8 protein-coding genes are annotated in these 13,421 nt (G+C 50.9%); 4 read left to right on the top strand and 4 right to left on the bottom strand.

What is annotated here, in order from left to right:
* Positions 1-10 precede the first annotated feature (10 nt).
* Positions 11-1,372: a GH1 family beta-glucosidase gene (locus tag ACO0LG_RS13745; RefSeq protein ID WP_423027186.1), complete on the bottom strand. Its 1,362-nt coding sequence runs from the start codon at positions 1,370-1,372 to the stop codon at positions 11-13.
* A 905-nt stretch (positions 1,373-2,277) separates the two neighbouring features.
* Between ACO0LG_RS13745 and ACO0LG_RS13740 the strand changes: the two genes are divergently transcribed.
* The 3 genes from ACO0LG_RS13740 (at position 2,278) to ACO0LG_RS13730 (ending at position 7,137) form a co-directional block, all read left to right on the top strand.
* Entirely contained in the window at positions 2,278-3,612 is a 1,335-nt protein-coding gene (locus tag ACO0LG_RS13740; protein WP_423027184.1) for an MFS transporter, read from the top strand.
* Between the two features lie 949 nt (positions 3,613-4,561).
* Complete coding sequence (locus ACO0LG_RS13735; RefSeq protein WP_423027182.1) at positions 4,562-5,947, top strand: pyridoxal-phosphate dependent enzyme; 1,386 nt, start codon at positions 4,562-4,564, stop codon at positions 5,945-5,947.
* Entirely contained in the window at positions 5,944-7,137 is a 1,194-nt protein-coding gene (locus tag ACO0LG_RS13730) for a trans-sulfuration enzyme family protein (protein ID WP_423027180.1), read from the top strand. Before ACO0LG_RS13735 ends, ACO0LG_RS13730 begins: the two co-directional genes overlap by 4 nt.
* Before the next feature lie 59 nt (positions 7,138-7,196).
* Here ACO0LG_RS13730 and ACO0LG_RS13725 read toward each other — a convergent pair whose 3' ends face one another.
* The 3 genes from ACO0LG_RS13725 to ACO0LG_RS13715 all read right to left on the bottom strand — a co-directional run bounded on the left by ACO0LG_RS13725 (position 7,197) and on the right by ACO0LG_RS13715 (position 12,410).
* A complete protein-coding gene (locus ACO0LG_RS13725) occupies positions 7,197-8,288 on the bottom strand; it encodes a tryptophan 7-halogenase (RefSeq protein ID WP_423027178.1) in 1,092 nt (363 codons plus the stop codon).
* 163 nt (positions 8,289-8,451) lie between these two features.
* Entirely contained in the window at positions 8,452-11,403 is a 2,952-nt protein-coding gene (locus tag ACO0LG_RS13720; protein WP_423027176.1) for a LodA/GoxA family CTQ-dependent oxidase, read from the bottom strand.
* 254 nt (positions 11,404-11,657) lie between these two features.
* Positions 11,658-12,410 carry an NUDIX hydrolase gene (locus ACO0LG_RS13715; RefSeq protein ID WP_423027174.1) on the bottom strand — a complete coding sequence of 251 codons (753 nt, stop codon included), beginning with the start codon at positions 12,408-12,410 and terminating at the stop codon, positions 11,658-11,660.
* Positions 12,411-12,567: 157 nt separating this feature from the next.
* Here ACO0LG_RS13715 and ACO0LG_RS13710 point away from each other — a divergent pair, with 157 nt between their 5' ends.
* Positions 12,568-13,125, top strand: a complete 558-nt coding sequence (locus ACO0LG_RS13710) for a 2OG-Fe(II) oxygenase (RefSeq protein ID WP_423027172.1) — start codon at positions 12,568-12,570, stop codon at positions 13,123-13,125.
* Positions 13,126-13,421 lie beyond the last annotated feature (296 nt).

Below are 13,421 nucleotides of genomic sequence, written 5' to 3'. Positions count from 1 at the left end.
TCGCCCTGGCTCAGGCTGCAGCCGGAGTTTGAGCCAGTTGATCCTGCAATTGTGCGCGGACAAAATCACGATACCAATAGGCACTGTCTTTCAAGGTGCGCTGCTGTGTTGCGTAATCCAGATACACCAGGCCAAAGCGCTTGGCATAGCCTGAATTCCACTCAAAATTATCCAGCAGACTCCAGTAAAAATAAGCTTGCACATCAACGCCAGCAACTATCGCATCATGCATGGCCTGGAAGTGCAATTGCAGGTACTTGATGCGCTGCTCATCGTGGACTTTTCCATCTTCCAGCTTGTCGGCAACAGCCATGCCATTTTCAGTGATGTAAATTGGTGGCAAGGCCGGATATTCGGCGCGCAGTTTCAGCAGTAAATCTGTCATGCCTGCAGGGTAAACTTCCCAGCCCATATCGCTGAAACCGAGCTTCCCTTCAGGCTGCTTGGGTGGATTGTCCGTGCTGACAAAAGCGCGGAAATAATAATTCACGCCAAGAAAATCCAGGGGCTGGCGGATGATATCCATGTCTCCTGCATGCACATCAAACTTGCTCATGTCCATGCGGTCCAGAGCTTTTTGTGGATAAGTTCCTTTGAAAATCGGGTCCATGAACCATTGCACAGAACGCGCATACTCCCATTCTGCCTGGGCTATATCAGCAGGCGAGTCGGTGGCTGGCATGGCTGGCCACTGATTCAGGACGATGCCCATTTTGGCTCGACAGTTGATCGCACGCATGGCTTGCAGCGCCAGGCCATGCGACAGCAAAAGATGATGCGACACCTGTATTGCCAGTGCGGTATCTGCCACACCGGGAGCGAACTGGGCATTGCCATAACCAAGATTGGCAGTACACCACGGTTCATTATGGGTGGCGATGCTGGCGAGACGATGACCAAAGCGGCGCGCTATTTCTGCCGCATATTCGGCAAAGCGCAAACAGGTATCGCGATTGAGCCAACCGCCCAGGTCTTGTAAACCCTGCGGCAAATCCCAGTGATACAAAGTCAGGTGGGCTGCTATGCCACGCTCTTCCAGCGTATCCAGCAAGCTGGAATAAAATTCAAAGCCTTTTTCATTCCAATCACCATAACCGAGTGGCTGTACCCGTGACCACGACACAGAAAAACGGTAAGCCTTCAAGCCGAGGCCTGCAATAATCCCGATGTCTTCTGCGTAACGATGGTAATGGTCGCAAGCAACATCACCGGTGCTGCTGTCAATGATGGTCCCGGGTTTATGGGTGAAGGTATCCCAGATGGAAGGACCGCGACCATCAGTATCTGCCGCCCCTTCTATCTGATAGGCACTGGTAGCAACGCCCCAGGTAAAAGCAGGTGAAAACGCAGGTGTCGTTGATGGATTAGTCATGTTTAATTTTGGATAGGTTCACTTAAGCATTCATGCTTTTTATATGTTTGCTATGCCCCATTGCTGAAGTACTGGCTACCCAATCCTCTTTTACAACAACTTGCGCAAGGCGCAAATAGGCAAAATTCAATGACGCACGCGTTTAATTGAAATCGTTTTCATTTTTTTACGAAAAATGGCTTGTTGATCATCAATGAATAACAAAAGCCACATTCCGCGATCACCATCGAAATAATCAACAATAAGGATTTTTCAACACTAAATTGAAAACGTTTTCATGAATTGGAATTTATCACCGCTTATTTAGCGTGTCAACGTTTTGCTTTTTTAATTTGAAATCTTGTTGAGAGAAACCTCAACTTGCAGAAAAATTAATTTCTTCTGTCGAGACTTTCTCTCCAGTCTTAGCATTTACTTTGAAAACCTTACACTCAATTTCTTCAATGCCACTCTATACATCACCCTATTTATTCCCATTTATGCTCGCAACACCACATGAATTCACATCGAAAATCAAAAAGAACATGATTAAAATCCTCCCGATATACATGCTTTCTGAGAGATACCAATAACTCAACACGGATATGCGTGTACCAGTGTCAAGGCTCCAAATATTTTAAAAAAATTTCGATTGGAATGTGCTTCATCAAAATTTCATGCTATTCTGTGCTTGAAAAGGTTTTCATAAAAATGGATGCCGATTTAAAATCTAACTAAATAAAACTATAAACGAGACAGCCTGCCAATTCATTGGTCAGCAATCCCCGGGTTATATCCTCTACAAAAAGGACATATCCTGAATAGAGCTATCAATGAATGTCATATGTTCTGCATCGCATGGCCAAAGCGTTGCAATAACTTAGACGAGCAGGCATGCCGCCCAAATGAAAAGAAGCGTGCAGCCCATGATGATTGAAACAGAAATCACTAATCCCCCGGCAAATCAGGTCAGGAAATCCCCTTTGTTCTGGGTGCCAACCACTTACTTTACGATGGCACTGGCCTATATGATGCTCACCAATGTCAGCGCCATCATGTTCAAGAACATGGGTATGGACAATGGCAAGGCCGCTGAATATGCGAGTTACCTTATCCTCGCCTACACCATCAAACCCGTGTTCGCCTCTTTTGTGGAAATGTACAAAACCAAGAAATTTTTTGTCATTTGCACGCAGTTGATCATTGCCGTCGGTTTTGTCGGCGTTACACTAGTCATGTCACTGCCCAACTACATGCTGATACTGATGAGCCTGTTCTTGGCCATCTCATTCCTCGGTGCGACGATGGACATCGCTGCTGACGGCGTTTATGTCACCTCACTGAACAGCAAGGCGCAGTCGCTGTATTGCGGCATCCAGAGCCTGAGTTGGAATATCGGCCCCATCGTTGCGGCAGGCGGCCTGGTTTATTTGAGCGGCAAACTGCATACTGACTTTTTTCATCACGACCCCAAGGTATTCGGTGCAGACTGGATGGATGCCTGGCGCGTGATTTTCCTTATCGTCGCAGGCATCATCGCCCTCATGGCAGCCTGGCATTTACGTACCATGCCTGACGGTGCAAAGGCACAAAATACACCCGCCAATGTCAGCGAAGCCCTGTTCATCTTGCGCGATTCTTTCGCCACTTTTTTCCAGAAACGTGATGTCTGGCTCATGATCGCTTTCGCCTTCCTGTTCCGCCTCAGCATCGGTTTCCTGGAAAAAATCGGCCCCTTCTTCATGGTCGATCCTGTCAGCAAGGGGGGACTGGGTTTATCGAATGAAATGCTGGGTCTGACCTATGGCACGTATGGCCTGATCGCCGTTTTGCTCGGCTCTTTGCTCGGCGGCTGGTTTGTCGCCAAGCGTGGTTTGCAACCCACTCTATTTATACTCTGTTGCGCAGTGAATATCCCGAATGCCAGCTTTTTGGTCATGAGTGTCTTCCAGCCAGAAAGCCTGTGGCTGATCACCGCTGGTGTCGCCATTGAAAAATTCTTCTTTGGCTTTGGCTCGGTCGGTTTCATGATCTACCTGATGCAGCAGTTAGCCCCCGGAAAATACACAACAACCCACTACGCCTTCGGCACCGGCCTCATGGGCCTGTGCATGATGGTGACTGGCGTCATCAGCGGCCATTTACAGCAATTGTTGGGTTATACAAATTATTTCATCTTCGTTATGCTGGCAACTATCCCTTCTTTTGCGGTATGCTGGTTTGCGCCCTTCCATCACAAAGAAGGGCAAACAGAAAGCTGACGCACAGCACACAATAAAATAAAGGCGGCTCGTCCCAACCGTTCACGCTTTAACGTAACAAGTCCCCCACTTTCAATGCCGCCTCGTGCGGCATTTACTTTTGCGGGCTATCGATAGACCGGATTAACTCATCTGACATTAGACAATTCACAGTGCATTCAAGAATATAAATCAAGGTCGCATTGATGTTGGGGTTGTTGTTGTCGTTTGCAGTTCCCATGTGTAGCCGCCATTTGTGCTGTGCAGAAAATGGAAAAAGAAGAGCCGCTGTTTGAGCCGAAGGTGAGTTTCGGATCTTCCCATGTTTTGTACTGCACAAATGGGAAACCCCTTTAGGGGGCGGCTACGCCTGGGTCGCCTTCTTTTGCTTACTTTTCTTGGCGACAGCAAGAAAAGTGAGTAGCCGCCGGGCTACCCCCGGCCTGCAATCGCAAATGACGAATAAAGGCATTTGAAAATCAAAACATACGAAAACCAAGATTCAGAAGTTAATGCATTTTACGATGTGTTATGAACGCCTCTGGATTCCAGCCAAAAACACGCTGGAATGACGTTATATAGATTGCGGCAATGCACTGATCAATCAGCCAGATAAGGCCAGATCTCCTCCAACTTCAAATCAGAGCGATTTAACGAATAAAAAAATCAAAACCAATCTTCAGTGTTTAGAACAGAACCACTCCATCGCCCAAACATAAATACCCAAGACCTCGATATAAGCAAACCGCATATACCCCCAACAATTTTCCAAACTATGGCTATACTATGCCCATACTTGCCACTTTGACCTCAAAACTAGTTTTACTCAAATGCAAGTAAATCATTTTCCAACTATGCTTAGTTGGAAAAATTCCTTAGCCTCAGGAGATGAAATAGCTAGCATAGCTGCCTCATAAACAAATGCTAAACCTGTTGCACCCCTATTCTATGCACCCAGGAGCACACTAAGATGACAAAACAAACTGATCCCGCAGTACTTGCGTTGATTGGCAATACGCCCATGGTCAAGGTTACCCGCTTCGACACAGGGCCATGTGAATTATTCCTCAAACTGGAATCACAAAACCCTGGCGGCTCGATCAAGGACCGCATAGGCAGGTCCATGATAGAAACAGCAGAACGCGAAGGCCGCTTACAGGCAGGCGGCACCGTGATTGAGGCAACGGCTGGTAATACCGGCCTGGGCCTGGCGCTGGTGGCGCGCGCCAAGGGCTACCGCGTAGTACTGGTGGTGCCGGACAAAATGTCAACCGAAAAAATCCTGCACCTAAAGGCCATGGGCGCAGAAGTCCACATCACCCGCTCAGATGTCGGCAAGGGTCACCCCGAGTATTACCAGGACTATGCTGCACGCCTGGCCAAAGAAATACCTGGCTCCTACTTTGCTGACCAGTTCAATAATCTCGCCAACCCACTAGCGCATGAAACCACGACAGGACCAGAAATCTGGGCGCAGACTGACCACAAAGTCGATGCCATCGTCGTCGGCGTAGGTTCTGGCGGTACGCTCACGGGGCTGACACGTTATTTCAACAAGGTCCAGCCCGCGCTGGAATTTGTACTCGCTGACCCAAAAGGCTCAATACTCACCGAGTACGTAGAGACAGGCAAGATCAATGAAGTCAGTGGCTCATGGGCAGTCGAGGGCATAGGTGAAGACTTCATCCCTGGCATTGCCGACCTCAGCGCTGTCAAACATGCGTATACCATTGACGATGCCGAGAGCTTTGGCACAGCGCGTGAACTGTTACGCGCTGAAGGCATACTGGCCGGTTCTTCCACCGGCACCCTGCTGGCCGCAGCCTTGCGCTATTGCCGCGCCCAGACCACGCCCAAACGCGTAGTCACTTTTGTCTGCGACACCGGCACACGCTATCTGTCCAAAGTGTATAACGATAACTGGATGACAGACCAAGGCTTGCTCAAGCGTAAAAATTATCACGATCTGCGCGATATCATCAGCCGCCGCTTCGATGAAGGCGGCGTCATCAGCGTGAATGCCAGCGACACCCTGATGGTGGCGTTCAACCGCATGCGCAGTGCCGATATCTCGCAACTGCCTGTTATACGCGATGGCGCGATTATCGGTATCATTGATGAATCAGACCTGTTGTTGAAAGTATCTGCCGATGCAAGTCTGTTCCGCAGTGCCGTAGAAGACACCATGACCAGCCAGATAGAAACCCTGGCACCAGACGCCAGTATCGCCGCATTGCGCAACACACTGGACAGCGGCCTGGTTGCCATCATTGCAGACAACAAACCGGAAAAGCAGTTTTATGGCCTGATTACCCGCTTTGATCTCCTTAACCATATGCGCAGGACACTTTCATGAGCTATCCCGAATACAAGAAACCTACCCATCCGCAAGCCTTTGGTACGCGTGTCATCCACGCCGGGCAGTTCCCCGACCCGGTGACGGGTGCCATCATGCCCCCTATCTATGCGACCTCGACTTTTGTCCAGGACAGCCCTGGCGTACACAAGGGTCTGGACTATGGCCGCTCGCACAATCCTACGCGCTGGGCGCTGGAACGAGCGGTAGCTGACCTCGAAGGCGGCGCGCAGGCATTTGCTTTTGCCTCTGGCCTGGCCGCGATTGCCACCGTGCTGGAAATCGTCGACAGCGGTGCCCATATCATCGCCGGCGATGATATGTATGGCGGCAGCTACCGCCTGTTTGAACGCGTGCGCAAACGCAGCGCTGGACTGCAGTTCACGTATGTAGACATGACCAAGCCGGAAGAAGTGCTGGCCGCGATACGCCCCGACACCAAGATGCTGTGGGTGGAAACACCAACCAACCCCATGCTGAAACTGGCAGACCTGCGCGCGATTGCCAAGATCTGCCGCGAGCACAATATCATCGCCGTGGCCGACAATACTTTTGCCAGTCCCAAAGTGCAACGTCCACTGGAACTGGGTTTTGATATTGTCGTGCATTCGATGACCAAATACCTGAATGGTCACTCCGATATCATCGGTGGTATCGCCATCGTTGGTGGTGAAGTGCACCAGGCTGACTGGCGCGAGCGCCTGGGCTTTTTGCAAAACTCCGTTGGCGCAATCGCCAGCCCCTTCGACAGTTTCCTTGCCTTGCGCGGCATCAAGACACTCAATATCCGTGTCGAACGCCATAACTCCAATGGCCTGGACCTGGCACGCTGGCTGGAAAAGCAGCCCAAGGTCAAGAAGGTTTATTACCCAGGACTGGAAAGCCACCCGCAGCACGAACTGGCGAAACAGCAAATGGATGGTTTTGGCGGCATCATTTCCATAGAACTGGATACCGACCTGGCAGGCGCACGCCGCTTCCTTGAACGGTGCGAAGTATTCGCCCTGGCAGAGAGCCTGGGTGGCGTAGAAAGTCTGATAGAACATCCAGCCATCATGACGCATGCAACGATCCCGGCAGAACAAAGAGCCAAGCTGGGTATCACTGACTCTTTCATACGCCTGTCAGTAGGCATAGAAGATGTGGAAGATTTGAGGCAGGATTTGCAGTCTGCACTCGATACAGTGTGATCTAGTTTGATGTCATGTTGAACTACTGCCCCTGGCGTGGTAAACCAGGGGCAGTAAATTCAAGCAGCAAGCCGCCGTTGCCAGAATGGCTGATCAACCCAGCGTTGCTCTTGCTGATACCAGACTCGCAAATGATGCAGATAGGCCGCCTGTATGGAGGCAAGTTCCGCCACATAACCAGCTTGTGCCTCAGCATCATAATGCGACACCGCTTCCGCCCCCGCCAAGCCTGTGTACAAGGCATTGAAAATTCCTTGCGAAGACAGCGGATCAAAACTCAGCGCAGCATCCCCGACTGCCAGCCAGTTAGACCCGGCTAACTGCTCCGGCATTGCAGTATGGGCGGCACAATATCCATGCTGCTGTCCTGGTACAAAACCATATTCATCAAGACTTGATGACAATTGCGTATTCTGACGCAAGCGCTGCAGCAGCCCTTGCTGATGATTGCAGGCTGCCGCTGCTGGCAAATCGGCATCAGTGTATAACGCTACTATGCGGCCCTGACCTGGCAGGGAAGAGCTATACCACCAGCCGCCAGCCTCGGCACTGATGTGGCTGGAGCCTGCTGTATTGTCAGTATCCATGCCCACCAGCCAGCTACACACCAGTTTATCCATGGCTTTGCGGGCTATGCCTAGTTGCCGGGTCAGAAGAGATTTTCTGCCGCTGGCATCGATCAGCATTCTGGTTTCTACCTGCACCGTCTTGCCCTGTACAGCAATGACAGCATCCCAATATTCTGGATTGCTTTTTGCCGGAGCAAAAGACAGCAGCTTGCCTTGCCTCAGCAAAGCTGCACCACGCTCTTGCGCAACATCCTGCAACCAGCAATCAAAATGGTAACGGTCCAGATACCAGCCATGCCCATCAAGATTGCGCATGGCATCCTGCTCTGTCGCCAGAGCACTGCCCCAGTGACTGATATTCAAATGCGCAGGCTGATGGCCTTGTTGCAAAAATGCCTCATACAAACCCATATCAGCCAGCAGCTTGCCGGCTGCGGCTGGCAAGGATTCACCTATACGCATGGCCGCTGGCGGTGATGCTTCCAACATCACTACTTTTTGGAATGGTGCGAGGTTCAGGGCAAAGGCAGAGCCCGCAGGCCCTGCCCCTAAGACCAATGTATCTATCTTCAGTTTTGTCATATTTAGCGAACCGTCACAGTGAAAAGCGAAGTACCTGCCATGCGCGCGCCGACCATGACTGCGTTGCAAATACTCGAGATAGCCCCGCTATCGCTGCGTTTTGCACCTTGCCTTGGTTCGCCGGGCACACGTCCTTCACTTTCGCTTTCACTGTGCCAGTCCACTAACGATGCAAACCCCGTGGGAAGCGGCGTACTTTTTCTATCGTCATGATATCGACAGATTCAGCATTCGTCACTTCTGCTGCCCCCACCCTGGCATGCTCTTCATGTGCGACGTGCTGAGCATTGGGTGCAGGCATGTCGGCGATAGGTATGTGCTGGTCTTCGACTTCAAACTCCGCCGGGAAGTGCACATGATCAGCCGGGCCGGGATGCACTTCCACCACACCAAGATGATCAAAATGACGGATCATATTATTGATCTGGTCGGTATAGCTGGTGCTGCCCAGAGGATTAATCCAGGATGCGCGGTTGGCGAATGCGGCCAGCCTTTCACCCAGCGGTTTTTTCTCATCCATGACGACAGCATAGTTTTGCTTGGTCAGAACCTGGTTGGGTACACGGGCTGGCCAGAAGCTGGGCACATACGGGTCATACGACTTATCGTAACCCGAGCGGCAGCTTGCGGTATCTGTCTGCCATGGCACCGCCATCCAGCGGGTAATGCCGCCAGCCTGCTGACCGTACAAGGGGCCGTTAGGTATGGTGACGCCATCGCTGGTCAGTATCTCACCCAGGCCAGGTGCAATCCAGCCATCCAATGCATGTGCAAAGCGGAACGGTGCCATATACATGGTGCTGGCACGCACCGGCCAGGTCATTTCGCAACCGGGGTGGAAGGCGTCAGCGAGGCAAAAATCCAGTGCTGCCTGCGTCAGAGTGTCACCCTGCTGCTCCAGCGGCACCTGGTCTATGCGTTCGGCATGTATGCGCTCTGGGTCATAGTCCTCGACAAAATTGCCCTCTGCCCATTCCATCAACATGGCCAGTTGGGTGGCTGTGAGCGAGGCATTTTGCCTTGGTGTTTGCGCAGCAGGTATAGCCATGGCATCACCATACAACCACGGCCAGGGTTTGGGTGACCATGCATCGACGTCATAATTGCGGAACTGGTTGGCGATGGTCCGGCGCAATTCTACATAGGCGGTGTTATTGCTGGCCAGACGTGATAAAGCATCTGCACTGGTGAGGTCGATGGCGCCCTTCCAGCCAAAGCCTGCATTGAAGCCGGCATTCACCCATTGCAAGCCATTCAGGCGTTCAAACAGGGGCAGGATATCGAAAGTAAAACTGGGGCGTTTTGGTTTGGGTAAAGTACCAGCGGTGATGGCGACATCGCGCATCAAGTCCCACATGGTACGGACTGATTTTCTTTGTGGCGCATAGTTGGGCGGTGCAACAACGACCCAGGACGGCTCCACCATTAACTCCAGCCCTTCATAGACAACCTTGGCATTGATGGGGCCGTCAGAAGTATCATCGTGCCAACCTTCATTATTGGCAAAGGTAATAGCGCGGCTATTGTCGTAAGAGGCGGATACACCATGCCCACCCAATACAATCAAACGACCTTGTTCATCGGTAAAAGCCTCGCCCAGATATACAGGCTTGCCCATGAATTTGCCATCATCAAAACGCTGCGGCTTGGATTTTTTTCCACTGACTTTTCTTTGCTTGGGCGTGATGGACAGCATGGTCCTGTCCGGCACTGCCGCATTGCGCAAGGTGGTTTGCGGTGCCGATGCGGCTTCAGGAATATCCAGCGCCAGTTGAAAGCCATACCAGGCTGACTTTGTATTAGCGAGTTGCACCTGCCACTCTACTTTTGCATTGTCCGCATTGAGTTCCTTGACGATCTCGCCCTTGGCATTCACACCATACACACGAAACCTTGCTCCTTGGCGCTTGAGTTTTTTGTGGGCGTCACGGTAATAGCCTGGTGCTTCTGGTTTTGGATAAGGCACTTCCGGCCCCAAAAACCATTCCTTCTCACTGGTGCCTACACGCGCCACACCTATAGCTGGATAAATCACGGCCTTGACGATACAACTATCTTTGACGACTGTTTCTGCTTTTGCCTGCGCTACAGCGTGAAAGGGACAGCCCGCAGTAGGGGAGCGCGGCTCACGCGGGTCTTGCAAACTCTGACCATTGGCTTCATGCCTGGCATCTGCACCTGCTGCATACACGACCTTGCGGGCTTCAGCGATGGAACCTACCGGTGCCTGCTCTGGCGGCACGCGCCAGATATTGAAAGCCAGGCCCTGACCATACTCAGACTGGCCACGCACGCTGATATCTTGCTGTGGCAAGATCAGGGTGGCGACTTGGACGAAAGGGCTTTCTGCTTCCGGCCATTCTACCGTTGCCTCGTCCAGCGGCATGGTCTTGGGATTGGTTCTGAGCTGCACCATGAAGCGGAACTGGTATTCGCGCTTGGCCAGGCGATTACACATATCAACTGCCAGATAATCGCGTTCATCATTCGGCACATTCTCTGGCGGAATGACCGGCTCCAGGCGATATTTGACGTACTCTTTTTTCCCGGACTGGAAAGGCAGGATGGCCCAGTACGTCGTGGTCAGGGTACTGCCCTCGACCTTTTCCATCTGGTCCAGTAATTTTGCAGTCTTGGGATGTCTTTTCAGATAGCCAGGATAGTCCTGCGCGACCACGCCAGCATAAGTGAACTCCACCATCTCCTTGGCATTATCAACAAAGAAAACCGGGAAGTTTTGCATGATGAAATCAGCCGTGTCGCCATCATCACCAAGCGCCTTGGGGCCGGGCACCCCAAACAGCTTGATACCTATGCCCAGGGTTGAATACAGGTCAGGCGACGTTGGCGTAGTGTCGCTGGAAAATCTGACCCAGGCATCCAGGCTCTCATGCGCAAAAACGCCGACCTTGAGTTTCGCAGGTATTTTCTTTTCCATGACCAGTCTGGCGCTGGCAACCCCATGCAATTTGCGGAACACTGCACGCTCTGCCGGACGCTGGCCCAGCCTGATGCGGTTTCCTTGCGCAATGCCGACAAACAGCTCGGTCAGACGCTCAGGCGCCTGGTTGGCCTGGTCAAAACATGGCGGAATGGGGTCTTGATCTTTGCTCATACACTGTCTCCCTTTTTGTACTGAATGCGCAATTGCCCGCTTTAGCTGGTGCACATTGTTGATGCGGACATTTACCGGACGCACGCAGCAAGGCGTGTCCGGCAAACATGAATATCAGGAATGCAGGATGATTATTTGATAATATTAAATTTTCGTCAAGTTTAGATAAGCAAAAATGTGCATTTTTGACAAAACTTGACGATGTTGGTTTGGGGCATTAGCTCAAAACGCCCCCAACTAAGGATGGAGAAAAACTATTTTGCCCCGACTTCGCCTGTCATCAGACGATTAAAATAAACCGTACCCTGCCCTTTGCGCAAGCCATACAATTGCGCGGGGCGATTACTGCCGAGACGCCATTTGCCCGGCAATTCTTCGAGGAAGTCACCTTCCCGGATGCGCTTGCGAAACGCGCTCTTGTCCACCAAGCGCCCCAGCAAGACCTGATACACTCGCTGCAATTCTGACAGGGTAAATTCTTCTGGTAATAGATGGGCAGGCAGAGACGTGTATTCCACCTTGTTGCGCAAACGCTGGACTGCAATATCCAGAATCTGCGCATGGTCAAAGGCCAGCTTGGGCAAACCCTCGTCCGATTCAACCGGGCACCAGCGTACGGCATCAGCATTGCCACCATGGCTGAGTGTGATACGGTCAGAAGAAATCAGGGCAAAGTAAGCAAAGGTAGTGGACCAGCCACGCGGATCACGGTTGCGGCTGCCAAAACCTTGGAGTTGCTCAAGATAAGGTGCCTCGACCCCGGTTTTTTCCTTGAGCTTGCGCAGGGCCGCACCATCCAGGTCTATATCATTGTGGATATCAATAAAGCCACCAGGTAAACTCCATTGTCCCTTGCAAGGATGGTCACCGCGCTTGACCAGCAAGACTTGCAAGGCTTGGTCCCGGATTGTGAAAATCACCAAATCTACACTGGTCAAGGGAACATCGTAGTCATGGATATTGTAATTGAGCAGAAATTCTTTTTCGCTTTGTTTAGCAGTCGCCATGCTTTTTCCCCTGAGTATTCAATACCGTCATTGTAAGCGATAGCCGGATTTAGTACAAATCCGTCACTAAGTTTGTAAATATTTAAAACTAACTTAGTTGATATTTACAACAAAGTATCTTATATTACTGTCAGGACGAAACAAAACCGAGAACGATATGGAACTCAATAACTACGGCGCTGGCGTATTCGGCATCAAAAATTTCATCACTGAAGAAGAATGTGAACGCATGATCTTTACCAGTGAGCAAATGGGCTATGAAGAAGCCATGATACAGACTGGGATAGGCATGCGCATGTACAAAGATGTGCGCAATAATGACCGTGTTATCTTTGATGACAAAGTCCTGGCAGCAGCTATTTTTGAAAGAGCAAAACTATTCCTGCCAGCAGAATTGAAGGAATGGACTTTACTGGGCCTGAATGAACGCTTTCGCTTTTACCGGTATGAAGAAGGTCAATACTTCAAATGGCATAAGGATGGTAATTATGCCCGCACAGAAGATGAAGTCAGCTTTTTAACCCTGCTGATTTATCTCAACGGTGACTACACTGGCGGTAGCACATCCTTTCGCTGGGAAACCATACAGCCGGAAAAAGGCATGGCACTGGTGTTCCCACATATGATGTTGCATCAGGGGGCACCTGTGGAAAGTGGGGTGAAATATGTCTTGCGTACCGACGTCATGTACACGAAGATAGCAAATTCCCACTAAGAGGAAAGACGTAACACTTTGCGTCGAATAAAACCTCCGTGGATATCTGCCATTGTTGATACCAGGAGTTTGCCAGACATGGTCGTGAGTCAATTCAAATTGAAGTTTTCAGCAGGACTGGTTTTCCTGGTCCATTTATGCGCGCAAGCAGGTGGCAGCGAGACGGCAACAACAATTACAACACGCTTAAAACAGCTAAAAGCAGCAGAAACAGAACTGCGGGTAGCTGAGAGCAGGACGTATCGCGATGATAAAGCCAAACGTTTAACGCTTATTTCCAAATATTGGACTTTAGG

Source organism: Undibacterium sp. Ji42W (genome assembly GCF_049340405.1).
Classification (GTDB): domain Bacteria; phylum Pseudomonadota; class Gammaproteobacteria; order Burkholderiales; family Burkholderiaceae_D; genus Undibacterium.
The sequence above is the reverse complement of the archived record's forward strand: the minus strand, read 5'-3'. Positions and strand labels throughout refer to the sequence as shown.

Excerpts from the sequence above, each read along its gene's own strand:
- ACO0LG_RS13745 (WP_423027186.1), bottom strand. The coding sequence starts at position 1,372 with ATGACTAATCCATCAACGACACCTGCGTTTTCACCTGCTTTTACCTGG.
- ACO0LG_RS13740 (WP_423027184.1), top strand. The coding sequence starts at position 2,278 with ATGATGATTGAAACAGAAATCACTAATCCCCCGGCAAATCAGGTCAGG.
- ACO0LG_RS13735 (WP_423027182.1), top strand. The coding sequence starts at position 4,562 with ATGACAAAACAAACTGATCCCGCAGTACTTGCGTTGATTGGCAATACG.
- ACO0LG_RS13730 (WP_423027180.1), top strand. The coding sequence starts at position 5,944 with ATGAGCTATCCCGAATACAAGAAACCTACCCATCCGCAAGCCTTTGGT.
- ACO0LG_RS13725 (WP_423027178.1), bottom strand. The coding sequence starts at position 8,288 with ATGACAAAACTGAAGATAGATACATTGGTCTTAGGGGCAGGGCCTGCG.
- ACO0LG_RS13720 (WP_423027176.1), bottom strand. The coding sequence starts at position 11,403 with ATGAGCAAAGATCAAGACCCCATTCCGCCATGTTTTGACCAGGCCAAC.
- ACO0LG_RS13715 (WP_423027174.1), bottom strand. The coding sequence starts at position 12,410 with ATGGCGACTGCTAAACAAAGCGAAAAAGAATTTCTGCTCAATTACAAT.
- ACO0LG_RS13710 (WP_423027172.1), top strand. The coding sequence starts at position 12,568 with ATGGAACTCAATAACTACGGCGCTGGCGTATTCGGCATCAAAAATTTC.